The organism is Paraburkholderia sp. BL10I2N1, from assembly GCF_004361815.1.
In the GTDB taxonomy this organism is placed as follows: domain Bacteria; phylum Pseudomonadota; class Gammaproteobacteria; order Burkholderiales; family Burkholderiaceae; genus Paraburkholderia.
In genome coordinates this window covers 948,752-971,073 of the sequence record NZ_SNWA01000002.1, presented here as the reverse complement: position 1 = coordinate 971,073, position 22,322 = coordinate 948,752, and the positions used below count along the sequence as shown (strand labels likewise).

Here is a 22,322-nt window from a genome sequence, read left to right as displayed (position 1 = left end):
ATTTGAGCGGTGTACTGTAGATCAAACAAAACGCGCAAGGCACCTTGTCGTGGATTGAATATGCCGAGTGCCCACATCGTCCGAAATTTGGAGTTATTTGCCGATGCACACGATTGACCTGATAGAGGAGTTATTTCACTAATGCGTACAACTGATTTGACCTGTGTGGGGCCGCGTCTGTGCCCCGGGAAAGAGTACCTGGCCAGTCTTGAAATGGAGGTGACTTCATGGCAGTCGCGCTAATCACTGGAGCCAGCCGGGGCATTGGTGCGGCTATTGCGATGGCTCTGGCCGAACAAGGATACAAGGTGGTCGTCAACCATCGCGCCAGTGCGCCCCAGGCCGAAGACGTGGTCGCGACGATCGTCGCGGCCGGTGGAGAGGCTGTGGCGATTAAAGGCGACGTCACCGAGCCTGACGATGTCGCCGCCATGGTCGATGAAATTAATCAGCGATGGGGCGGGGTCGACGTTCTCGTGCACAACGCGTTGACGCCGTATGACGTTACCTCATTTGCCAACCTAAGCTGGGAGCAACTCGGCGGCAAGGTGGACACTGAACTGCGCGCCGCCTTCCTGGCAACGAAGGCTGTTGTGCCAGGGATGATTTCTCGTGGCCACGGGCGGCTGATCTATCTGAGTGCCCTGCTGTCGCGTCGTCCGCGTGACGGGATGATTACGTTGGGCACCGCTAAGGCGGCCCTGGACCAGTTCGTGCGATACGTCGCTCTGGAGCTGGCGCGCCACGGAATCACCGCCAACCTCGTTGCGCCGACCACCGTGGAGGGCGCTACTTCGGCCGGGCTGATCTCCGCTGAACGGCTGAAGACAATCGCTGCGTCCATACCGATGGGACGTCTTGCCCGTCCTGGCGAAGTGGCAAATACGGTGGCGTATCTGGCAAGTGACGCGTCGGGTTTCACCACCGGCCACTACATTCCGGTGAGCGGCGGCTTTGGTATGGAGTGAACACAACGGGCGCCCGGATCGTATCCGGGACTCGGAGAGGGATTATTTTGCCAATGCGCTTGATTGACCTGACAGAGGTGTTAATTGCCAATGCTCTCGATTGACCTGACTTATGTCGGGGCCGGTATTCACGAGGAACTGATCGCGCATGTAGCCGATCAAGAGGGATATTTCGAAGATGAAGGTGTTCACGTCGCCCTCCGCGACGGAGCGGTTTGGAAGATTGAACGTGTGCGCACCGGCGCAACCATCGGTCTTGGTCGGGCTCTGTTGTCGCGGATGATTGACGGCATCCAATGGACAGCCCTCAGCGTCAACACGCACCGACCGCTCTTTTGGTTCGTCGGCGCTAACGGCGTGAAGTCCATGGAAGACCTTCGAGGCCGTCGACTGGCGGTCCACGGGGCCCGCACTGCCCCCGGAGTCTTCGCGCGGATCGTGCTGCGCAAGCACGGACTGGATCCCGATCGCGACGTGGAATGCGTGGGGCGAATCCCGGGTGACTACCAGATGGACCTGCGACGCCTTCGCGACGGCTCGATTGATGCGGCTTACGTGGGCAGCACGTTATCGGCTGAACAGGTCGCCCGCGAGGAAGGTTTTTCGGTGCTGTCCTGGGTGGGCGACCACTTCGAGATCCCCACCGTGGGACTCGCCGTGGACCCTTCGCGCATCTCGCTTGACGATCCGGCCCTGCAGGCGCTGGTGCGGGCGTACAAGCGGTCGCTCAAGACGATCGCCGAACAGCCCAGCCTGGCTGTCGAACACATCGCTTCAATGTTGGGCCGACTGACCAGTGCGGAAGCGGAGCAACACTATGAGCAGTACGTCCGCCCGCATTTCACTTCCGACGGTCGAGTGGACCTCAAAGTTGCCAAAGAAGGGGTCGCTGCAGTCGCCGCGGAACTCGGTGTCCCTGCGGGAACTGCCGACCAGATGTACATGACGACCTTGTAAGCGGGTCGCCACCTCAACCGGAACGAGGAAGGATTGATCTGCATTGCGGCGTCGTATTTCTTCTTCTATCGGTTTTCGGACGCCGGCGTTGATGAACGAACGGTGTAGTGACGCGACCGGCGTCCGAAAAGCGCCAATGAACGAAACAGCGGAAATGTGTGCAGTGCGGTTTGCTGTGACTATTTGCGGCCTGCACGCCTCCGCGACTTCAAGGCAACGGCGCAAATACTGTCGTGTGGAATTGAAGGTCTCTCGCTGATTGGCCGAAACGATTAACGGCTTGTACAAGGCTGAACTGATTCAACGGCGCGCCCCGCCGAAAACGTGTAAAGCCGTCGAACTGGGCACGCCCGAATGGGTGGCCCTAGTTCAAACGCCTACGGCGGCTACGAGTATTCGAACGGGAATTCTTCTATCGGCGAGCTTGGGTTGCGCCAGATGGAAAATTTGGGACGTTCACGGCAGGTTTGTAGGTCTCATCCTGTGTCCCTTAGACCACCTCCACCTTCACACAGCGGAGGAGTCGTTTTGCGTATCCATCTCGATGCCCTGAGGGAATAGTGTTTATGCCGCCAATCCGTAGATTCACGCAAAAGATTGGACAACAATCAATTGCGTAAACGGAAAGGAAATCAACAGTCCGAGTAACCTTCCATCTGGAGACGTGTTATGTCTAACACGCAGAAGAGACAAGAATTAGCGGCCGCTTCGGCAATTGCCACGCTGCTGGCAAATTTGCCGGAGACAGGATCCGCCGACGTGAGCGCGACTGAATTCAGGGAGGCGCTCTCCAAGGCAATCACTCCCGTGACTATCCTGGCGACTGACGGATCGAGTGGCAGAGCTGGCGTTACCTGCTCTGCAGTCTGTTCAGTATGCGACACGCCTCCGACTATCCTGGTTTGCGTAAACCGCAACAGCTTCGCTAACGGCGTAATCAAAGCGAACGGGATACTAACTGTGAACTGGCTAAGTGCAGATCAAAGTGAACTGTCCCAGCTTTTCGCCGGAGTCGGTGGGCTGTCAATGCCAGAACGGTTTGCCAAGAGTCAGTGGGGTACCCTGGCAAGCGGCGCGCCGTACTGCAAAGAAGCAATGATGACGCTCGACTGTCATGTTGCAGATGCTATTGAGGTTGGAACGCACAGCCTCATTTTCGCACGCGTTATCGCAACCACTAAAGCAGACGAGCGCCACCCCCTTGCTTACTACCAGCGCGCCTATGCAACAACCCACCCCGCACCGCTTTAACCAGTCGTTTTCAATTAATACTTGAAGGAAAAAGTCATGATCCGAACCGGTCGTCAATACCTCGAATCCCTGAATGACGGGCGTCAAGTCTGGGTGGGAAACGAAAAAATCGATAACATCGCTACGCACCCGAAAACGCGTGACTATGCGCAGCGCCATGCAGATTTCTACGACTTGCATCATCGCCCCGATTTGCAGGATGTCATGACCTATGTCGACGAAAATGGGAAGCGACGTTCAATGCAATGGTTCGGCCATCACAACAAGGACCAACTCCGGCGTAAGCGGAAGTACCACGAGACAGTGATGCGCGAAATGGCTGGCGCATCCTTTCCCCGTAGTCCCGATGTGAATAACTACGTATTGCAGACTTACCTGGATGATCCGACGCCGTGGGAAACTCAATCCATTGGTGCGGAAGGTCACATCAAGGCGAAAAATATCGTTAACTTCGTCAACTTTGCGAAAGACAACGATTTTAATTGCGCACCGCAATTTGTCGATCCGCAAATGGACCGGTCCAATCCGGAAGCACAGGCGCGCTCGCCGGGTCTGCGCATAGTCGAGAAGAATGAGAAGGGAATCGTTGTCAACGGGATCAAAGCGATCGGCACCGGCGTCGCTTTTGCCGACTGGATCCATATCGGCGTATTTTTTAGGCCCGGCATTCCTGGCGAGCAGGTCATTTTTGCGGCAACTCCGGTCAATGCCAAAGGGGTGACGATCGTTTGTCGTGAAGGCGTGGTGAAGGATGATCCGATCGAACACCCGCTGGCCTCTCAGGGCGATGAACTCGACGGTATGACTCTTTTCGAGAATGTGTTCATTCCGTGGTCGCATGTCTTCCATATTGGCAATCCTGAGCATGCCAAGCTATACCCGCAACGCGTGTTCGACTGGCTGCATTACCATGCGCTGGTTCGCCAGATGGTGCGCGCCGAGCTGATGGCCGGACTGGCCGTCCTGATCACTGAGCATATCGGAACCAACAAGATTCCGGCCGTCATGACTCGCGTAGCGAAGCTAATTGGTTTTCACCAGGCCATGCTAGCCCACGTTATCGCGGCAGAGGAATTGGGTTTTCACACGCCAGGCGGGCACTACAAGCCCAATATTCTGGTCTACGACTTCGGCCGCGCGCTGTATCTCGAGAACTTCTCCCAAATGATCTACGAGCTGGTCGACCTTTCCGGCCGTAGTGCTCTGATCTTCGCCAGCGAAGATCAGTGGAACGATGCGACGCTCAATCCGTGGTTTGAACGCTTGAATAGCGGCCCCGTCGGCAAGCCACATGACCGCGTTCAGATCGGCCGGGTAATCCGTGACCTGTTCCTGACGGACTGGGGTAGCCGCCTGTTCGTTTTCGAGAATTTCAACGGCACGCCGCTGCAAGCCATTCGCACGCTGACCATGCAACGGGCGGAATTCTCTGGCTCGGGCCCGTACGCAAGGCTCGCTCGCAAGGTTTGTGGAATCGAGTCGGAAATCGACGACAACAGCGATTACAAAGCGACTGCCGACTACGCCAAAGCGCTCGATTCGGCACGGCATCAAGAATCGCTGGCGCTCAGCGGAACAATGTCCATCTGACGCACTAGCAACCTGAGCACTTCAGTAGCCTGAGCAGCGTGCGGTGTAAGTACCGTGCTTTCGCACGGTACAGTTTCTCTCCAGGAAGGTGACAGATTATGGTTGATGAAAATTTTTTGGACCGTGTGTTTCATAAGGGTCGTAGCCAAAACGGGTGGCTTGCTGAGCCGGTATCGGACGAGCAACTGAAGCAAGTGTACGAACTGATGAAGTGGGGTCCCACTTCAGTAAATTGTTCGCCGGCTCGGATCGTTTTCGTGCGCAGTGAAGCCGGTAAGGCAATACTGAAGAACGCTCTCAGTCCGGGAAATGTAGATAAGGGCATGACGGCGCCGGTGCTCGCGGTTATCGGTTATGACACTCGCTTCTACGATGATCTGCCCAGACTCTTTCCGCATAATCCCGCTGTAAAGACCTGGTTCGAAGGCGAAGCGAAGGCCGGGTTCGCTGAAACAACGGCTTTTCGCAACGGGACTCTGCAGGGCGGATATCTGATCGCGGCGGCACGCGCGGTCGGTCTGGACTGCGGCCCGATGTCGGGTTTCGACAATGCGAAGGTTGACGCCGCATTTTTCGCTGGCACGTCGATTAAGTCGAACTTCATTTGCGGCCTGGGTCGCGGGGACCCCTCCAAGTTGTTCGCTCGCAGCCCACGGCTCTCCTTTGAAGAAGCCTGCAAGCTAATTTGATCCACTATTGACGGGGTTTACGGGAGTCTTCCATGATAGTCATCTCCGATCCACGTGAATTCAATTTGTCCGGGTCGGCCGTGTCGATCGGGATGTTCGATGGCGTTCACCGTGGGCACAGGCGCGTTCTGCGGAAGTTGCGAGAACGAGGATTGGCCCTGCAGCTTCCTACCGTCTTAGTGACATTTGATCATCATCCGCTTGCCACGTTGCGTCCCGCATCCTGCCCTGCGCTCTTATCGACCCTTGAAGGTCGTGCGGATTTGTTAGCGTCCACTGGTCATGTTGACTATTGTCTTGTTCTGAAATTTGATCAGGAGCGAAGTACGGAATCGGCAGACGATTTTGTGCGGCGGACTCTGGTGAGCATGCTGGGCATGCGCTCACTTATCGTTGGCGAGAATTTCGCCTGCGGCAGTGGGCGCCAAGGGAATATTGAGTATTTGGACAATCTTGGTGGTTACCTGGGATTCGACGTACGTCCCGTGCCGCTGCGGCCGCCGAATGCGTGCATTGAGAACGGTGCTCATTGTTCGTCAAGCGAAACAAGGCGGCTCATCCAGCTAGGCGATATTACCAGCGCAAATGCAATGCTGAATCGCCCCCACGAGCTGCCCGGGACGGTGTTCGGGCCGAGTGATTCCGCTTGCCGTGTGATCGACGTTGCGGTGCCCCGCGATATGTGCTCACCGCCGGTCGGAGATTACGCAGGAACCGTAAAAAGGCAGGACGTTGCGGCGCCCTGGATCGGCGCTATCTTGCAAGTTCGAGAGCAACATTCACGGATTGGCGCGCGCACGGTGCGTTTGCTTGTTGAGAGGGACACTGAAATAGCCCTCGGTGAGGCGATGACCGTCCGATTCCTTGATAGGGCGAGGTCGGCCGCAAGCCGCGTCGCATTCGGTGCGATGGTCCTGATCTGATGTGACCCAGGCAAAAACTGTCATGAATGAATTTATTTTTGAAAGCCATCCGCAGCGGGTCGTATTCGGCGCCGGTGCTCTGAGCCGGCTCGAAGCGGAAGTCGATCTACTTGGCGCACGTCGCACACTGATACTCGCAACACCTGATCAGTTTCGGGATGCAGAACGGATAGCGGCAATTCTCGGAGTTCGTGTCGCCGGCGTGTTCGATAGGGCGGCTATGCATGTGCCGGTTGAAGTTGCCCGCGAAGCACGCGAACTGGCACGCCGTCTTGACGCCGACTGTGCCATAGCGATCGGTGGTGGTTCGACGACAGGACTCGGAAAGGCCATAGCACTCGAGTCCGACTTTCCGGTCCTTGCTATTCCGACTACCTACGCCGGTTCTGAAATGACGCCGATCTACGGCATAACCGAAGCAGGGTTGAAGAAGACCGGTCGCGATATTCGTGTCATGCCGAAGACAGTGATCTACGATCCCGAACTGACGTACTCGCTGCCGGTATCTTTAAGCGTGAGCAGCGCGATCAACGCAATCGCCCATGCGGCAGAAGGTCTATACGCCATGGACGCCAATCCGATCACAGATCTGATGGCCGCCGAAGGCATCGCTGCCATCGGACGAGCGCTGCCCCTACTGACGCTCGACGCTGAAGATGCGCACGTTCGGCATGCGCGAGCGGACGCGCTCTATGGCGCGTGGCTGTGTGGATCGGTGCTAGGGGCCGTGGCGATGTCGCTGCATCATAAGCTGTGTCATACATTAGGCGGTAGCTTCAACCTACCGCATGCGGAAACCCACACTATCATCTTGCCGCATGCACTGGCCTACAACGCGACGGCCGCCTCACGGGCGATGGAGCGTATCGCGCGTGCGCTCAACGGCACCAGCGCACCGCAAGCCGTTTTCGATTTGGCGAAAATGAACGGTGCACGGTTGGCGCTGAAAGATATTGGAATGAACGCATCTGACCTCGATAAGGCATGCGCGATCGCGCTGCAGAATCAATATCCGAATCCACGTCCGCTGGAGAAAGCGGCTATAAGACAGTTGCTACAAGACGCGTACGAGGGTGTGCGACCGCAGATCTGATCGCACGAGCCGCGGCAGGCGGCGTTATGTATTTCTTCGCGTCGCTTGATGGCCATTGTTAATTCACGGGTTGTCGGTGGTTCGTCAACATACCAAACAATTGGAGACAAATATGCGCAATCTCAATGAACAAACTGTCACGCAAGCTGTGCTCGGTCTCTTATCCGGCACCCCGGACCCTCGCTTGAAATTCGTACTCACCAGCCTCATCACTCATCTGCATGACTTCGCCCGTGATGTCGAACTAACGGAACAGGAGTTGCAAGCAGGGATTTTATTCCTTACCGCGACGGGGCAAAAATGTGACGACAAGCGGCAGGAATTCATTTTGTTGAGTGACGTCCTCGGGTTGTCGATGTTGACCGTCGCGATGAACAACAAAAAGCCGGACGGGTGCACGGAATCGACTGTTTTTGGACCATTCCACGTAGAAGGCGCGCCTGCGTATGAGAACGGTGCCGACATCGCCAATGGCGCGGTTGGCGAACCTTGCCTCGTGCGAGGCACCGTGAAGGATCGCAACGGCGAACCGATTGCCGGGGCAGAGTTGGAGGTTTGGCAGGCCGACGCTACGGGGAACTATGACGTTCAGTATCCGGATCTCGAGACCCATCAAGGTAGAGGCGTACTCAGGTCCCAACAAGACGGTAGTTTTGAATTTCGTACCGTTGTTGCTGTCGCATACCCCATTCCGGTCGATGGCCCAGTGGGCGATTTGCTGCGTGCCACCGCACGCCACCCCTGGCGCCCCGCCCACCTTCATTTCATGATCAAGGCGAAAAATTACCAGACGTTGGTCACGCACGTATTTCGCAACGGCGACCAATATCTGGATTCCGATGCTGTTTTTGGCGTTCGACAAACGTTGGTAGCCGATTGGATCAAGCAGCCTGACGGTGGCTACATGTTGACTTACGATTTCGTCCTAAACCCCGCAAGTTGAGGCAACTCGGATTCGGATCATTTTGGTCGACAGGTAGCGCTGGCGTTAAGTCTGCATTGAATTTCCATTCAATGCAGACTTAAATGTGCTCCTGCTTTACCCGGGCGTCGAAAAAAGCTTGCGAAACGTATTTCGAAGCCATTGGTTGCCGGGTTCGAGGTGGCATCGATCGTGCCAGTACTGAGCGATCTGCAGTTTGGGCAATGCGATCGGCGGCTCAACCAGTTGCAAGTCCAGGTCGCGACTCATTGCAACGGCAAGATTCTTTGGCACCGTGGCGATCACGTCGGAGTGTTTAGCGATCAGCGCGGCCGAAGTAAAAACAGGGACGCGACACACTATGTTCCTACGCGGCACTTCGGACTCGATGAGCCGCTCAATTGCCAGGTGTTCGTGCCCGGTACCTAATGCGGACACGAGCGCGTGCTTCTCCGCGACAAACTGTTCTTTGCTTGGATGCGGGCCGATGCGCGGGTGGTCTTTGCGTGTCACGCTTACATAGGTCTCGGTCCACAGCGGTAGACGCCGAATACCCATTGTCAACGAAGGGAAGGAGCCGATTGCCAGGTCGACGAGGCCCGATTCAAGCCACAGATCGAGATGTTGGGCATCGCACGGAATCGACTGCACGCATATGCCCGGCGCTTCAGCGGCCAGGTAGTTCAACAGCGCAGGGAAGATCTTTACCACACCTGCGTCAACAAGAAAGAAGCTGAACTTACGCGTTGACGTCTTTGGATCGAACGACGCGTGGTCCGAACGCAGCGCACGAATTTTTTTTAATATCGCCCTCACGGGTTCTGCGAGTTCGAGGGCCTTCGGTGTGGGCTCCATGCGCAGCGCTACGCGCACAAAAAGCGGGTCGCCAAAATACAATCGGAGTCGCGCCAGCGTCTTGCTCAACGCGGGCTGAGATAGATTTAGCACGCGCGCGGCTTTGGTCAGGCTGTGTTCGGTCAGCAGTACGTCGAATACTTGCAGATGGTGGAGGTCGAGTTCGACATCGCCTTCATTCCTTTGTGGAATAGTGTCCATGCGGCAGCAGCCCTATAAATGCCAGTTTGGTCGGCCAACTGTAGCCGATCCAAAAATCGGTGCCACTCGGAGTATTCACCAACTTACAGCACTTTCCGTAACATACGCCTTGTTCGCAAGCGCGAGGATCTCGCGGCTGCAGGCGCGATTGTGGACTTCTAACGGAAATGGGTCTGCCGAATGAATTCCACAGATTGATTGTTGGCGATGACAACACCGTCGCGCTGCTGTGACGCTTGGGGTGCAACGTGAAGGCATGCGGCTGGTGCAATGCGATGCCGACGAGCATCGCAACAACGCTTTTCGTCACTGAATTGACGGATTGCGGGTCGTCGGGACGAATGGCGGCGCGATGGTGGTTGAAGATGTCTTGTCCTTTCCAGAAAACCACGAATGCACGGACACCGTTGCCATCGGCTTCAGGGACATCGCGTAAAGGGTGAGGGTTTTGGTGCGCCATCAGGTTCGCTCTCCAGGAACTGATCGCCTGACCGCTGTTTCGCGCTGCCTCCAGCAATCGCCGTAAACGGCCACCTGCTTGCGGCGGTTGACTATTCGTTGATTGAAAAGACCGATGCCTGCCAGGTCCATCCAGCAGTGTGGTGGCTATCAGCGCGGAAACCCTGCCCGTGGCATTCAAACCTTGCTTCGTGCTTCCGAGCGATACCGGCTGGGGCTCTGACCAAACATCCTTTTGAAAGTCGAACTAAAAGTGGTTTCGGACGCGTAGCCGACGGCGGCGGCGATGCTCGAGAGATTGTCGTCGCCCGTTTTCAGGGCATCCCTGGCCATCGTCATGCGCCAGCGGATCAGATATTCCACTGGAGGCAACCCCACGAGATCCTTGAAGCGCTCAATGAACGCCGTGCGGGACATGCCAACCTTCAACGCCAGTTCCTCCACCTTCCAGCGACGTGCTATTTCTTCATGCACCATCCTTAGGGCGGAGCCGATCCTTGGATCCGACAACGCGCCCAGCCAGCCCGCCGACCTCGGGCTGGCGGCAAGATGAGCCCGCAGGATGTTCACCAGCACAATATTCGCGATGCTGCCCGCCATCGCTGCGGCTCCAGGCCGAACTGACTCTGTCTCTGCCCTGATCAATTCGAGGGCCGCACTCAACGATCTGACATCCGGAGAATCCGCGGAAACGAGAACCAGTGGGGGCAGCAAATTGAGCAGCAAGCCGCTCATGTCACCGTCGAACTGGAAGGCTCCTCCGACGCTGATCGTGCGCATTTGTCCCCGTCCATAGCGAACAATCCCATCCGCCCCCTGGTGACTGGCAAACACCTTCTCCCCGTCTTGCAGTTCCACGCCGGGAGCGCTGGCAAAACAGTAGGGCGATCCGTCAGTGAGGAGACAGAAGTCTCCCTCTTCCATTTTCGCGGGCGCGGTGACGCCTTCAATCCATACCCATCGATCGCCCTTGACCACTCCGCCGAATTTGACATGACGATAGGCGGGAAATCGCAGGGCCCAAGGACCGGCGGCCTCAAAGCGGGCCGAAAGCACGCTTTTGACCAGGTCAAAGATCTGACCCCGAGCATCGAGGTCGAGCGACGGCTGAATATGGAATATGGCGTTGAAAGCGAGTTGTACCAGGACCTGTCGCGACTGATTACCCTCGGCGTGAAGGAGGGCTGGGCGGCTGACGGCGAACTCGCTGGCCCGCGTTATCGCCGTTCACTTCTCGTTACGCCCTGCGCGGAGTCGTTCTTTTTCAGCGTCACAGCGGTGCTGTTGGACAGCACGGATAACTCCCAGAACAACCCCGAAGGCAGCTTCCGTGGCGGCTATCACTTGCATCCATACGGCGAGTTCAATCTGATAGTACCGCTCAATAAAGGCGCTGCGCTCGCAGGTCCGAACGGCTGGTGTTATGGCGGCTGGACGGTACCCGCGCCGGGCAGCCACCACTTTCCGGAAGTCAAGGGTGGCGCTGTCATCTCACTCACTTTTCTGCCCGCCGGACGGATTGCACTCGACGTCAAACCTCCGCAGCTTTGAAGCGCTCAGGCAGGTCCGTATGAAGCCTCGATGATCCGACTCGCCTTCCAGATAAACCTGCAGCGGTCCTCGCGTAATTCGACACAGATTTCACGAAGTCGCGTGAGGAACTGCTGCGCCCATAGATCGCACGACAAAACACCGCAACCGTTGTGCGCGATGTCGGACATGTAAGTCGGTCGAGTGCAGCGACCTCACTTTTCTCTAAACCGTCCCCAGGAACAGAATCATGGAACAACGTCTCGATTTTTATAAGGCCAACCCGAATGCGATCAAGACCCCGCTCGCGCTCGAGGACCAGATCGGCAAGTCATCGCTTGAAATGTCCCTCACCGAACTGGTCCGCCTGCGCGCGTCGCAGATCAACGGATGCGCCTTCTGCGTCGACACGCACGCGACCGATGCGCGCAAGGGAGGCGAGACCGATCGCCGACTGGCGGCCGTGGTCGTCTGGCGCGAAACGCCGTTCTTCTCGGACCGCGAACGCGCCGCGCTGGAATGGACGGAAGCCGTCACACTCGTGTCGCAGGACCACGTGCCCGACGTGGTTGGGAAGCCGTCAAGCCGCATTTCAGCGGCGAGGAGATCGTCGACCTGACATTGCTCGTTTCGGCGATCAATAGCTGGAATCGTTTTGCGATTTCCTTCCGCAAGATACCGGCTTGAGCAGGCGCAGCCGCGACTCGATCATGCCCCTGAGATGATGCGTATCCGGCGACAGAATGTCGAGCATCGATTCAACACGATCAAGGCAAGTGTGCGCGCCACTCATTTCCTGACACGGACCATCGAGAGGGTGAGCACGGAGAATGAGCTTGCACGTGCTCGCGTACGCGGGGTACCCTGAGAAAGCAACATTCCCAGTCAACCGCCACCGCCTTCCTCATCACCGCTGGCATCCGCCGTCCACCACTTCTGACCTTATTTCCAGCCATGTTCAATATCCTTCTCGTTCCGCTGGACGGCTCATCCCAGAGTGTCCACGTCATTGACCTGGCCAGCCGCGTGGCGGCGCCAGGTACGGCAACCGTACACCTTCTATACGTTGTCGACCCATCCTATGCGTTACCTCCCGGTTGCGAAAGCGGTGTCGCGCCCGATGGCCTGACCTATCCGCCCGCACACGCGCAGACATCTTTCGCACAATCCATCCTGGCTGCCGGAGCCTCACAGCTTGCCGAACGGAATCTCACGGTGGAACGGCACCTCTGCGCGGGAAATCCGCCCGACGTCGTCATCGAACAAGCCCGGCTGCTGACTGCGGAGGTCATTGTGATGGGACATCACCATTTGTCACGGCTACGCCGCTGGGCCAACCCGTCGACCTGCGGAAAAGTCATCGAAAAGTCGCCCTGTGCGGTACTGATCGAAACCCGGGAGAAGGGCTAACCTCATGACCCTGGTCAGGTGGTAGCCAATTCCTGTAGCCTATCCAGCAGATGAAAATCACGCTTCAATCCGGCGACCTGTGCTTGCCGCTATCCGGACGAACAGGTGAGCCACAAACGAGCGGCGCCAGCACGCATTCTCAGTAGCCCAAAGCAGGAGTAAGCATCTGACGGGTTGCAAACATCCGAAGAGGAGGGCAAAACGATGCTCACGCTTTGCGACGATTGCAACGCCGACCGCCGAACCAGGGCCGTGCCGACGACCCCGATCCAACCTTCACACGACCGACTCTCTTGACCGCCTGCTTCAGGCCTGGCTTTGCGTTGCAAACGGCAGCGCGTAGACCCGCTTGCCGGTGGCCGCGAAAATCGCATTGGCGACAGCGGGCCCAATGGGCGCCACACCAGGCTCGCCGATGCCGGTAGGCGCTTCCGTCGAAGGCACGATATGCACCTCGACCTTCGGCATCGCGTCGATCCGCAGCACCTGGTAGCCGTCGAAATTGTTCTGCACGATCCGACCGTCCTTCAACGTGATCGCGCCATACAGCATGGCTCCGAGCCCGAAGCCGATGCCGCCTTCTATCTGCGCGGCAATCACGTCGGGGTTGATCGCGGTGCCGCAGTCTACCGCGCAGACGACCCGGTCGACCTTGACCTTCCCGTCCTTGTCGACGGAGACTTCGGCAACCTGCGCGACGAACGTGTGGAACGCTTCGGCTACCGCAATTCCGCGACCTTTGCCGGGCGGCAGAGGCGCACTGCTCCAGCCAGCTCGCTCGGCTGCCAGATCGAGCACGGCTTGCATGCGGGGCTGATGCGCGAGCAGGTTGCGTCGGAACCTGAATGGATCCTGGCCCGCCGCGTGCGCCGCTTCGTCGATGAATGCTTCGACAGCGAATGCCGTGTGCGAACTGCCTACGACCCGCCACCACAGGACGGGCACGCCAGTGCGCGTCGTCGAAAGCTCGACCGAGACGTTGGGAATCGCATATGCGATGTTCGCGGCGCCTTCCACTGAAGTCGAGTCGATCCCGTTCTTGACCATCGCCGCAAACGGCGTGTCCGCGACGATCGACTGCCCGACGATCACATGCCGCCAGCCCACCAGCTTGCCATCGCGAGTCAGCCCCGCCTCGAGCTTGTGGAAATACATCGGGCGGTAGAGACCGCCGTGGATGTCGTCCTCGCGTGTCCACTGGAGCTTGACTGGCGTGCCGTTCGCGCCTAGCGCTTTCGCGATCGACACCGCTTCAACAATGTAGTCCGATCCCGGATTGGCGCGCCGGCCAAAGCTGCCGCCCGCGTACAGCGTGTGAATGCTGACCTGCTGCGGCTGCAGGCCCGCCGCGTGCGCCGCGTTCGCCTGATCAACAGTCTGGAACTGGTCGCCCGCCCAGATCTCACAACTATTGGCGGTCAGCTTCACGACCGCGTCGAGCGGCTCCATCGGCGCGTGGGCCAGGTACGGGAATTCGTAGCTCGCGGAGAGCTTGCGCGCTGCCCCCTCAATCGCCTTCGACGCGTCTCCTTCCACGCGTGCGGGAAGGCCCGGCTTTTCAGCGATCCGGCGGTAGTCGGCCATGATGTCCGCCGAGCTGCGCTTTTCCGTGTGCGAGTCGTCCCATTCCACCTTAAGCGCGTCGCGGCCCTGCTTCGCCGCCCAGAAGCTCTTCGCCACGACCGCGACGCCCCGCGGAACCTGCACCACGTCCACTACGCCAGGCACCGATTTTGCCGCCGACGCATCGAAGGACCGCACGGTCGCACCGAACAGTGGCGGGCGCTGCATCAGCGCGACCAGCATGCCGGGGAAGGTGACGTCGATCGTGAACTGCGCAGTGCCGTCGGTTTTCGGCGGCACGTCGATCCGGGGGGCCTGGGTGCCGATCAGCCGGAAGTTTCGAGGGTCCTTGAGTGCGGCTTTTTCCGGCACCGGCAGCGTGGCCGCCGCCGACGCGAGCGATCCGTACGTTGCTCGCTTTCCGCTCGCGTCGTGATAAACGGAGCCGCGCTCTGTGCGCAGCTCGGAAGCCGGCACTTGCCACTGCTTCGCGGCGGCCGCGACCAACATCACGCGAGCCTTGGCTCCGGCCTCGCGGAGCTGCGTCCACGAATTGGCCATTGCCGAACTGCCGCCCGTCCCCTGCATCGTGCCGAACGCAAGATTCGCATAGCGTTTCGCATCGGCGGGCGCGCTTTCGACGCGAACGTGCGCCCAGTCCGCATCGAGTTCCTCGGCGACGATTGTCGCGATGCCCGTGTAGGCGCCTTGGCCCATCTCCACGTGCTTGGCGATCACGGTCACGCTGTCGTCGGCGCCGACCCGCAGAAACGCATTGGGGGCGAACGTGCCGCCGGTTGTCTCCGCAGCGACGGCGCGCCGGGACGAGCCGCCCCATTCGAAGCCAATGGTCAACGCCAGCGCGGCCGCCGTGCCGGCGCCCTTGAGGAACGTGCGCCGCGACGGGCTCTGCATTTCAACAATATCGGTCGTCATCGCTCACCCCTTGATCGTGTCGGCGGCGGCGTGGATCGCCGCGCGAATGCGCGTGTAGGTCGCACAGCGACAGATGTTGCCGCTCATCGCAGCGTCGATGTCGGCATCGGTGGGCGCCGGGTTTTGCACTAGCAGCGCGGCGGCGGACATGATCTGACCGGACTGGCAGTAGCCGCACTGCGGGACCTGCAGCTTGACCCACGCGGCCTGCACCGCTTTGGCCGGCTTGCCCTGCAGACCTTCGATCGTGGTGATATGGCGTCCCTCGACAGCGGACAGCGGCGTGATGCACGAGCGTATCGGCTGTCCTTCGAGATGGACCGTGCACGCGCCGCATTGCGCCATGCCGCAACCGAACTTCGTGCCGTGCAGACCCGCGACTTCGCGGATCGCCCATAGCAGCGGCATATTGGGATCGGCGTCCAGCGTGGTGGACTTGCCGTTGAGAATCAGGGTGGTGGACATCGATGACTCCGCGTGTGATTCGGGTTCTGGTATCGCGTATGCCTTGGGCATTGTCTCGCGACCGGTGTTGAGCGCGGCCGGAGAACCGCGGCGAAGCGGCCGCTGCGGTTGCCACTGCTGTCGTGGCCATGGCGTGCGGGGCTCTGGCGAAGCAGTGGAAACCTGTCCGAGTTTGACTCAAGCCAAGGTTTTTCGGTTGTTCGGAAACTCTGGAAGTCTTGCCTGATTCTGTGGGCGGCACTGAGTTTGATCCAGAAAACCGGTCCGGTCAGAGTTGGAAACTCCGGCATGGTGCGGAAATTTCGACCCGGAGGTCATGCTCGTATAGAAGAGCAAGTACAAGGAAGAGCAGATCGCATACGCTTTGAGGCCCATTGGTCGTCGCGCATGAAGCGGATGTCCGCGATGTTCATTTGTCGCGGATGAGCGGACATCATCAACCAGGACCGAGGTGGTTGGGTGTGAGACTCGTGTCGATTCCCTCTTTCGTGCACCAGCGTTCCCCCTCGCTGTCAGGCCATAGCGCAACGAGACATATCTTCGAAGGAACTGTCTTTCCGGGGCTGCGTCTCCCGCTCATGGCGTATTTCAACGTGCACTGAGTTGCATGATGCAGCCAAAGTTCCAGTGGCAGTGTTGCATTTTGGGAAACGGTGTTTTGGGGAAACTGCCGTTCACATCGCGTGAGCATTGCCTCTACTATTTCTCAGGCGCGCTATGCGCTGCCCGTCATCAGGAGTTTCATGAACATTTCTTCGATCCGCAAAGACGCCTTTGCGATGCCTGTTCACAATCCCGCCTATCCCCGCCCGCCGTACCGCTTCATCAATCGCGAATACTTCATCATTTCGTACGAGACCGATTTCGATGCGCTGCGCGCCATCGTGCCGGAGCCCTTGCATCCGGAAAACCATCTCGTACATTACGAATTCATTCGTATGCCGGACTCGTCGGGTTTCGGTGACTACACCGAAAGCGGTCAGGTCATCTCGGTGCGAGACCAGCAAGGGCGCCTCGGCAACTACACCCATTCGATGTACCTCGATGACGAAGGCCCGATCGCCGGTGGCCGGGAAATCTGGGGTTTTCCGAAGAAACTGGCGAAACCGACCTTGAGCGTCGATGGCAACGACACGCTGCTCGGCACGCTCGATTACGGCACACAACGGATCGCAACCGGCACGATGGGCTTCAAGCATGCGCCGCTTGATCTGGAACTCGAACGCAAGAAGCTTGCGGACACACCGAATTACCTCTTGAAGGTGATACCGCATGTTGACGGTTCACTGCGCGTGTGCGAACTGGTGCGCTTCTATTTGCGCGACGTGAACGTCCTCGGTGCATGGACAGGTCCGGCCGCGCTTGAACTGCATCCGCACGCCCTGGCGCCCGTCGCCGATCTGCCGGTGAAGCGGGTGGTCGGCGCGCGGCATGTGATCGCCAATCTCACGCTGGATATCGGCGAGGTTGCGCTCGATTATCTGGCCTCAAGCGAGAACGTGAAACTCGCGGTGAATCAATAACGATCCGGGAACTGATAAGGAAGGAAAGCAACATGTCTTTGAACAAAAAAGTCGCGCTTGTGACCGGTGCAGCAAGTGGTATCGGCGAGCAGTGCGCTCGCAAACTCGCGAGTCTCGGCGCCGCGGTGGTGATCGCCGACCTGAATCTCGAGAACGCCCAGAAGGTAGCCAGCAGCATCGTTGCGGCGGGCGGCAAGGCGTTGGCAGTCGCAATGGATGTCACCAGCGAAGAAGCGGTCAATAGCGGCATTGAACGCGCGGTGAAGGAACTCGGCAGCCTCGATGTGCTCGTGTCGAACGCGGGCATCCAGATCGTCGCTCCCATTGAGGACTATGCGTTCTCAGACTGGAAGAAGATGTTGGCGATCCATCTGGATGGCGCCTTCTTCACCACGAAGGCGGCGATCAAACACATGTACGCAGGCGGCAAGGGCAGCTCGATCGTCTACATGGGGTCGGTGCATTCGCATGAGGCGTCGAAGCTGAAGTCTGCCTATGTGACGGCCAAACATGGTTTGCTGGGACTGGCCCGGGTGGTCGCGAAGGAAGGCGGCCCGCGCGGCGTGCGGGCGAACGTGGTGTGCCCGGGCTTTGTGCGCACACCGCTCGTCGACAAGCAGGTTCCCGAGCAGGCCAAGGCGCTGCGTATCTCCGAAGACGAAGTCGTGAAGAACGTGATGCTCAAGGAAACCGTCGATGGCGAATTCACCACGGTCGAGGACGTCGCCAATACGGTTGCATTCCTTGCGGGCTTCGAATCATCTGCGCTTACTGGACAATCCGTGATCGTCAGCCACGGCTGGTCAATGCAATAAGGGGTCGCCTATGCGCAGCAGTACAAAAAGAGCTAATCGGCAGCCGGATGCGTTCGTGCTGCCGCGCTACGACGAAATTGCCCTGGTGCTTCAAGGCGGCGGCGCGCTCGGGTCTTACCAGGCAGGCGTCTACGAAGGCCTGGCCGAGGCCGGAGTGCACCCGAACTGGATCGCCGGCGTGTCGATTGGCGCGCTGAACACCGCGATCGTTGCCGGGAATGCACCGGAGAAACGCGTGGAAGCCTTACGCGGCTTCTGGAATTCGATCTGCCATCCGCTCGACTGGTTAGGCGGCCTGGGCGCCTGGACGCTGCCCGGATTCGGCTTGCACGACCTGTCGCGCAAGTGGGGCAGTATGTGGGCAGCCGGGCGTGCGTTGACTGAGGGCCAGCCGGGCTTTTTCTCGCCTCGTGTTCCGTTGCCGATGGCGGGTTTCGGCAAGCAAAGCCCCAACGTGGTCAGTTACTACAACACGGCCGCGCTGAGGGAAACGCTGTTGAAGTTTGCCGATTTCGATCGGATCAATGATGGCGACATCCGTGTTTCGGTAGGCGCGGTGAACGTGCGGACCGGCAATCTGGTGTACTTCGACAACAAGAAAATGCGTCTGGAACCGGAGCATTTCATGGCGTCGGGGGCGTTGCCGCCAGGTTTTCCGGCGGTCGAGATCGACGGCGAGTACTACTGGGACGGCGGCCTGGTTTCCAACACACCGCTGACTGAAGTGCTTCGCGACGCGGACCACAAGGATGCGCTGGTATTTCAGGTAGATCTGTGGAGCGCGAGAGGCAATGCGCCTGGGGATTTCCTCGATGTGTCGGAGCGTGCCAAAGACATCCAGTACTCGAGCCGCACGCGGGCGATTACCAGCATGCTGGCGGATCGTCAGAAGCATGCACGTTTCATCAAGGAGTTGCTTGCGCATGTTCCACCCAATCTGCGCAGGACCGATCCACTATTCCGGCTCGCCGAAGAAGCGGCCGACGGCAGCGCGATCAATGTGGTGCATCTCATCTACAAGAACAAGCCTTATGAGGGGCACTACAAGGACTACGAATTCAGCGTCGACACGATGCAGGAGCACTGGGAGAGCGGTCTCGAAGACATCCGCGATTCGTTTGCTCACCGGGAGTGGTTCGATGTGCCGACCCGTGAACAGGGTTTCGTGACGCATGACGTTCATCGCAGGCTTGGCTCTCTGCCGCACTCTGACCGTGACATGCCTGAATTGCCTCTCGGCGCGGAACGAAAAGTCGCGGCGTGAACTAACGCGGGGGCTCGCCGGATTCGGCTGCGCCACGCGAAACATCAGGATTGCGATCGTCGTCTCATACCCATAGTGGATGGATGCAGCAGTCAAGTGTCGATGCGGTTATCCCTGCCCGACCAATGGGACGGCAGGGCAAACTGAGGACCGATCGAGTGCGACCTACAGGGAGAACTCATCGAACACGAGTTGACGCAGCCATTGATTACTCGGATCGCGATGATTTCTCGCGTGCCACAAGGCGTTGACCGTGATGTCGGGAATCTTGACCGGACAAGGAGCGCTCAACAGATCGAACGGCGCGAGGGTTCGGCTGGCGTATGCCTCCGGGACCACAGCGATCAAGTCTGTTGTCTGCAGAATGTGCCCAACAGCTACGAAGTGGGGGACGCGTAGCCGCACGTTTCTTTCCACGCCTGCGCGCTGAATCGCAGTATCGACCATCCCATGGCCAGTGCCTTCAGCAACGATGGAGACATGCTCTGCATTCAGGAAGGCCTTCGTCGTCAGGCCCGATACCGCGAGCGGGTGGCTTTTGCGGAAGACGCGTGATGCCGGAATTTCCGCCGCAGGCCAACGGGTAATGGGCGCTAGCGTGACAATCGGCGTCGACATGACAAGACTGCCCGGATACGTCCCGGGCAGTCCTGGGGGATCCGACTCAGAAGTCGGCGTAGTCGATACCGGTCAGCACGCCCAGATGAGCCACGGTGGTGAAATGCGACTCATGCTTCGTATCGATGTTCAGCTCGCGCACGTTGCCGCCCAGATCGGTCACAAATGCGCGGCGCCCCCGTAAGTCGAGAGAAACGCCAATCCCCTCGTCCAACTCGCGGGCGAGCACCTCGCGATCGACCAGTCCGGACGCCGTGATTCTTGCGCGATTCAGTGTATTTCCGTCGTGCGTATCGTCGCCACGATCCGTCCAGTAAAGCATGGTCCCGTGGTGATCGATATCGAGATCGATCGGCTCGGGCAGATCGGCCAGCAAACATTCGACATCCGGGCGCCGATCGGGTGTCGCACCAGGCGGCAGTTCAATGCCCGCCCTGAAAATGCGGCCCTCTCCGGCATCCGGCGCTCCCTTTTGCGTCCAGTAGACGTGCCCGTTTGCCTTGTCCAATACGATGCCTACGCAATGGCGGGTCGCGTCGCCCGTATCCTCGGGAAAATTCCCGGTGCGGACGAGTTCCGTCACCTCCGTGCCGTCCAGCCGCGCGCGCATGACGCGCATGCCTTCGCGATCGCACCAATAAAGGTGGCCGCCTTCCTTGTCCAGCACGAGTTCCTTGGGCGTTCCGGCCATACCGGAAGGCACGAGCACAAGATGCTCGCTTCCGTCGAGCTTCGCGCGCTCGATCGTGCCGTCGTTCGGGGGAACCGCGCCGGAAGCCGGATCGCCGTCGACCAGATGGATGCCGCTTCCCATGTTGGTCCAGTAGACCACCTGGCTTTCAGCATCGACCTTGATGCCGTCGGGCGTGCGCGTAAGGTTCGCGATAACGACCTCGTGTGAACCGTCCGGTGACAGAGCGATGATCGCCGCTGGACGTGCCTGCAGGACATACAACGTACCGTCATTCTTCGTAGCCATAGAAAGTACCCTCCATCTGGTCAATAGAGCTGTCGTCGTAACGCCGGAGTGGATCCGTAGGATCCTTGCTGCTGAACCAGCTCCCGACAGACTACTCCAGGTGCGCGAGAATTTCGTGAACGTTTGTCAGTTCGTGATCGACGTGGAGGGCGGCGTGGGGATAGGCGCGCGGCGGCTGGTAAGGTAGCCGCCACGACATGCGGTGGCCAGATCAGCACATTGCGTACTGCACGCAGTAACACGGCGCGCCCACTTTCGTATGCGGCATGTCGTCCTTGCGCCGTTCGATCCACACCGAATCACCGAATTCATGCGTCCGATACTGGTGGGCTTCGAACGCGATCGTCACGCGGGCAAGCGTCGCGCAGTCTGCGAACGCGCGTAGCAACTCGTAGTGACTCGAACCGGGTTCATGCGTGCCGGACACAATAACGTCGACTATACGCAAGCGCGTGTCCGGTCCGATTCGTTGCGTGGCTATCCCGTCGCCGGCATGGACGATGCCATCCACGCTGGCCGCATGCTCGAGCGCGCGCACGACCGTCGTGCCGATCGCTACGACGCGTCCTTGCCGGGCGCGTGTCGCTTCGATCAACGCGGCAGTTGCGGCCGGAATCCGATAGGGTTCGTCGAACGGCAAACGGCGATCGAGCCCAGCATCGCCTGTCGATGAGAGGCCGGCTGCATGCGTCAATGTCGCGAACGGAATGCGGCGCGCGCGCAGGCTTTCGACGGTGCGCCAGTCAAGCACGAAGCCGGCCGACGGCGGCTCGAACGCCACGGGCTGCGCGGCGATCGGTGTCCATACGTCCCACAGCGAGAGCGCGCTGTCCAGATGTGCGTACTGGACCGGCCTGCCGTGCAGCGCGAACGCGTGCCAGATGTGCACGGCGCTGCCGTCGAAGCGCAGTTCGACGAAGCGCGGATGATCGAGAATCCGGACGACGGTTGCCGTCAGCGGGCCGAGCGTCAGCCGGTCGCCAGGCAAAAGCGTGGGTGGGGCGGCCCGCGCTTCGGTCGGCGTACGGAAGTCACCGGCGCCGAACATGATCGCGCTGAAGCGCGCGACCTCGTCCGGGGCGAGCGAAGGCCGTCCCGCCAGCCGCACTTCGATCGTTTCGCCCGTCCGGTCGTGAATGCCATGGAGACTTGCAGGCAGCGTCGCGGCATCGTTTGCGATCACGCAATCGTCCGCACGAAGAAATGTGGCGAGTGCGCATCGCGCACGATGTTCGATGTGCCCGGCACGATCGACGACAAGCAGTCGCGCACCGTCAGGGCGTTGAATCGGCAGCGTGGCCGCGCGCATCG

20 protein-coding genes and 3 pseudogenes are annotated in these 22,322 nt (G+C 59.2%); 15 read left to right on the top strand and 8 right to left on the bottom strand.

Annotated elements, in window-relative coordinates; genetic code table 11:
- Positions 1-227 precede the first annotated feature (227 nt).
- From B0G77_RS26385 to B0G77_RS26345, 8 genes are all read left to right on the top strand, one after another.
- Positions 228-968 carry an SDR family oxidoreductase gene (locus tag B0G77_RS26385; protein ID WP_133664962.1) on the top strand — a complete coding sequence of 247 codons (741 nt, stop codon included), beginning with the start codon at positions 228-230 and terminating at the stop codon, positions 966-968.
- A gap of 90 nt (positions 969-1,058) precedes the next feature.
- On the top strand, positions 1,059-1,925 hold the full coding sequence (locus tag B0G77_RS26380; RefSeq protein ID WP_133664961.1) for an ABC transporter substrate-binding protein: 867 nt from the start codon (positions 1,059-1,061) through the stop codon (positions 1,923-1,925).
- A gap of 669 nt (positions 1,926-2,594) precedes the next feature.
- On the top strand, positions 2,595-3,176 hold the full coding sequence (locus tag B0G77_RS26370) for a flavin reductase (RefSeq protein ID WP_133664959.1): 582 nt from the start codon (positions 2,595-2,597) through the stop codon (positions 3,174-3,176).
- A 36-nt stretch (positions 3,177-3,212) separates the two neighbouring features.
- Positions 3,213-4,766: a 4-hydroxyphenylacetate 3-hydroxylase N-terminal domain-containing protein gene (locus B0G77_RS26365; protein ID WP_133664958.1), complete on the top strand. Its 1,554-nt coding sequence runs from the start codon at positions 3,213-3,215 to the stop codon at positions 4,764-4,766.
- Positions 4,767-4,864: 98 nt separating this feature from the next.
- A complete protein-coding gene (locus B0G77_RS26360) occupies positions 4,865-5,455 on the top strand; it encodes a malonic semialdehyde reductase (RefSeq protein ID WP_133664957.1) in 591 nt (196 codons plus the stop codon).
- A gap of 32 nt (positions 5,456-5,487) precedes the next feature.
- Entirely contained in the window at positions 5,488-6,378 is an 891-nt protein-coding gene (locus B0G77_RS26355; protein WP_133664956.1) for an FAD synthetase family protein, read from the top strand.
- Between the two features lie 22 nt (positions 6,379-6,400).
- A complete protein-coding gene (locus tag B0G77_RS26350) occupies positions 6,401-7,471 on the top strand; it encodes a maleylacetate reductase (RefSeq protein WP_133664955.1) in 1,071 nt (356 codons plus the stop codon).
- A gap of 112 nt (positions 7,472-7,583) precedes the next feature.
- Positions 7,584-8,414, top strand: coding sequence for an intradiol ring-cleavage dioxygenase (locus B0G77_RS26345; RefSeq protein WP_133664954.1), 831 nt, complete (start codon positions 7,584-7,586; stop codon positions 8,412-8,414).
- Between the two features lie 96 nt (positions 8,415-8,510).
- On the opposite strand, the gene B0G77_RS26340 is transcribed toward B0G77_RS26345, so the two are convergent.
- The 3 genes from B0G77_RS26340 to B0G77_RS26330 form a co-directional block, all read right to left on the bottom strand.
- Positions 8,511-9,449: a LysR family transcriptional regulator gene (locus B0G77_RS26340; protein WP_133664953.1), complete on the bottom strand. Its 939-nt coding sequence runs from the start codon at positions 9,447-9,449 to the stop codon at positions 8,511-8,513.
- Positions 9,424-9,909 (bottom strand): hypothetical protein, encoded by a 486-nt coding sequence (locus B0G77_RS26335; RefSeq protein ID WP_133664952.1) that lies wholly within the window; start codon positions 9,907-9,909, stop codon positions 9,424-9,426. Before B0G77_RS26335 ends, B0G77_RS26340 begins: the two co-directional genes overlap by 26 nt.
- Positions 9,910-10,085: 176 nt before the next feature.
- The gene (locus tag B0G77_RS26330) at positions 10,086-10,964 is read right to left on the bottom strand and encodes an AraC family transcriptional regulator (RefSeq protein WP_133664951.1); all 879 of its coding nucleotides are present in this window, start codon (positions 10,962-10,964) and stop codon (positions 10,086-10,088) included.
- Positions 10,965-10,985: 21 nt separating this feature from the next.
- Here B0G77_RS26330 and B0G77_RS26325 point away from each other — a divergent pair, with 21 nt between their 5' ends.
- The 4 genes and pseudogenes from B0G77_RS26325 to B0G77_RS26310 all read left to right on the top strand — a co-directional run bounded on the left by B0G77_RS26325 (position 10,986) and on the right by B0G77_RS26310 (position 12,848).
- On the top strand, positions 10,986-11,459 hold the full coding sequence (locus tag B0G77_RS26325; RefSeq protein ID WP_347814206.1) for a DUF4863 family protein: 474 nt from the start codon (positions 10,986-10,988) through the stop codon (positions 11,457-11,459).
- 229 nt (positions 11,460-11,688) lie between these two features.
- A pseudogene (locus B0G77_RS26320) lies at positions 11,689-12,125 on the top strand (carboxymuconolactone decarboxylase family protein).
- A pseudogene (locus tag B0G77_RS26315) lies at positions 12,121-12,292 on the top strand (IS5/IS1182 family transposase); the annotation flags it as partial. The pseudogenes B0G77_RS26320 and B0G77_RS26315, both read left to right, overlap by 5 nt.
- A 100-nt stretch (positions 12,293-12,392) precedes the next feature.
- Positions 12,393-12,848 (top strand): universal stress protein, encoded by a 456-nt coding sequence (locus B0G77_RS26310; RefSeq protein ID WP_133664949.1) that lies wholly within the window; start codon positions 12,393-12,395, stop codon positions 12,846-12,848.
- A gap of 306 nt (positions 12,849-13,154) precedes the next feature.
- Here the strand turns inward: B0G77_RS26310 and B0G77_RS26305 are convergent, their stop codons facing one another.
- Positions 13,155-15,347 carry a xanthine dehydrogenase family protein molybdopterin-binding subunit gene (locus B0G77_RS26305; RefSeq protein ID WP_133664948.1) on the bottom strand — a complete coding sequence of 731 codons (2,193 nt, stop codon included), beginning with the start codon at positions 15,345-15,347 and terminating at the stop codon, positions 13,155-13,157.
- Positions 15,348-15,350: 3 nt separating this feature from the next.
- A complete protein-coding gene (locus B0G77_RS26300; protein WP_133664947.1) occupies positions 15,351-15,812 on the bottom strand; it encodes a (2Fe-2S)-binding protein in 462 nt (153 codons plus the stop codon).
- A gap of 743 nt (positions 15,813-16,555) precedes the next feature.
- Between B0G77_RS26300 and B0G77_RS26295 the strand changes: the two genes are divergently transcribed.
- The 3 genes from B0G77_RS26295 to B0G77_RS26285 are packed head-to-tail and all read left to right on the top strand — an operon-like array spanning position 16,556 to position 19,414.
- Positions 16,556-17,335 (top strand): acetoacetate decarboxylase, encoded by a 780-nt coding sequence (locus B0G77_RS26295; RefSeq protein ID WP_133664946.1) that lies wholly within the window; start codon positions 16,556-16,558, stop codon positions 17,333-17,335.
- Between the two features lie 32 nt (positions 17,336-17,367).
- Positions 17,368-18,150 (top strand): 3-hydroxybutyrate dehydrogenase, encoded by a 783-nt coding sequence (locus B0G77_RS26290; protein ID WP_133664945.1) that lies wholly within the window; start codon positions 17,368-17,370, stop codon positions 18,148-18,150.
- Positions 18,151-18,160: 10 nt separating this feature from the next.
- On the top strand, positions 18,161-19,414 hold the full coding sequence (locus B0G77_RS26285) for a patatin-like phospholipase family protein (protein WP_133664944.1): 1,254 nt from the start codon (positions 18,161-18,163) through the stop codon (positions 19,412-19,414).
- A gap of 165 nt (positions 19,415-19,579) precedes the next feature.
- Here B0G77_RS26285 and B0G77_RS26280 read toward each other — a convergent pair.
- The 3 genes and pseudogenes from B0G77_RS26280 to B0G77_RS26270 all read right to left on the bottom strand — a co-directional run.
- Positions 19,580-19,960 (bottom strand): annotated as a pseudogene (locus tag B0G77_RS26280) (LysR substrate-binding domain-containing protein); the annotation flags it as partial.
- A 118-nt stretch (positions 19,961-20,078) separates the two neighbouring features.
- Positions 20,079-21,011, bottom strand: coding sequence for a hypothetical protein (locus tag B0G77_RS26275; protein WP_133664943.1), 933 nt, complete (start codon positions 21,009-21,011; stop codon positions 20,079-20,081).
- Positions 21,012-21,222: 211 nt separating this feature from the next.
- Positions 21,223-22,320 (bottom strand): S-adenosylmethionine:tRNA ribosyltransferase-isomerase, encoded by a 1,098-nt coding sequence (locus B0G77_RS26270; RefSeq protein WP_133664942.1) that lies wholly within the window; start codon positions 22,318-22,320, stop codon positions 21,223-21,225.
- Positions 22,321-22,322: the final 2 nt, after the last annotated feature.

Excerpts from the sequence above, each read along its gene's own strand:
- B0G77_RS26385 (WP_133664962.1), top strand. The coding sequence starts at position 228 with ATGGCAGTCGCGCTAATCACTGGAGCCAGCCGGGGCATTGGTGCGGCT.
- B0G77_RS26380 (WP_133664961.1), top strand. The coding sequence starts at position 1,059 with ATGCTCTCGATTGACCTGACTTATGTCGGGGCCGGTATTCACGAGGAA.
- B0G77_RS26370 (WP_133664959.1), top strand. The coding sequence starts at position 2,595 with ATGTCTAACACGCAGAAGAGACAAGAATTAGCGGCCGCTTCGGCAATT.
- B0G77_RS26365 (WP_133664958.1), top strand. The coding sequence starts at position 3,213 with ATGATCCGAACCGGTCGTCAATACCTCGAATCCCTGAATGACGGGCGT.
- B0G77_RS26360 (WP_133664957.1), top strand. The coding sequence starts at position 4,865 with ATGGTTGATGAAAATTTTTTGGACCGTGTGTTTCATAAGGGTCGTAGC.
- B0G77_RS26355 (WP_133664956.1), top strand. The coding sequence starts at position 5,488 with ATGATAGTCATCTCCGATCCACGTGAATTCAATTTGTCCGGGTCGGCC.
- B0G77_RS26350 (WP_133664955.1), top strand. The coding sequence starts at position 6,401 with ATGAATGAATTTATTTTTGAAAGCCATCCGCAGCGGGTCGTATTCGGC.
- B0G77_RS26345 (WP_133664954.1), top strand. The coding sequence starts at position 7,584 with ATGCGCAATCTCAATGAACAAACTGTCACGCAAGCTGTGCTCGGTCTC.
- B0G77_RS26340 (WP_133664953.1), bottom strand. The coding sequence starts at position 9,449 with ATGGACACTATTCCACAAAGGAATGAAGGCGATGTCGAACTCGACCTC.
- B0G77_RS26335 (WP_133664952.1), bottom strand. The coding sequence starts at position 9,909 with ATGGCGCACCAAAACCCTCACCCTTTACGCGATGTCCCTGAAGCCGAT.
- B0G77_RS26310 (WP_133664949.1), top strand. The coding sequence starts at position 12,393 with ATGTTCAATATCCTTCTCGTTCCGCTGGACGGCTCATCCCAGAGTGTC.
- B0G77_RS26305 (WP_133664948.1), bottom strand. The coding sequence starts at position 15,347 with ATGACGACCGATATTGTTGAAATGCAGAGCCCGTCGCGGCGCACGTTC.
- B0G77_RS26300 (WP_133664947.1), bottom strand. The coding sequence starts at position 15,812 with ATGTCCACCACCCTGATTCTCAACGGCAAGTCCACCACGCTGGACGCC.
- B0G77_RS26295 (WP_133664946.1), top strand. The coding sequence starts at position 16,556 with ATGAACATTTCTTCGATCCGCAAAGACGCCTTTGCGATGCCTGTTCAC.
- B0G77_RS26290 (WP_133664945.1), top strand. The coding sequence starts at position 17,368 with ATGTCTTTGAACAAAAAAGTCGCGCTTGTGACCGGTGCAGCAAGTGGT.
- B0G77_RS26285 (WP_133664944.1), top strand. The coding sequence starts at position 18,161 with ATGCGCAGCAGTACAAAAAGAGCTAATCGGCAGCCGGATGCGTTCGTG.
- B0G77_RS26275 (WP_133664943.1), bottom strand. The coding sequence starts at position 21,011 with ATGGCTACGAAGAATGACGGTACGTTGTATGTCCTGCAGGCACGTCCA.
- B0G77_RS26270 (WP_133664942.1), bottom strand. The coding sequence starts at position 22,320 with ATGCGCGCGGCCACGCTGCCGATTCAACGCCCTGACGGTGCGCGACTG.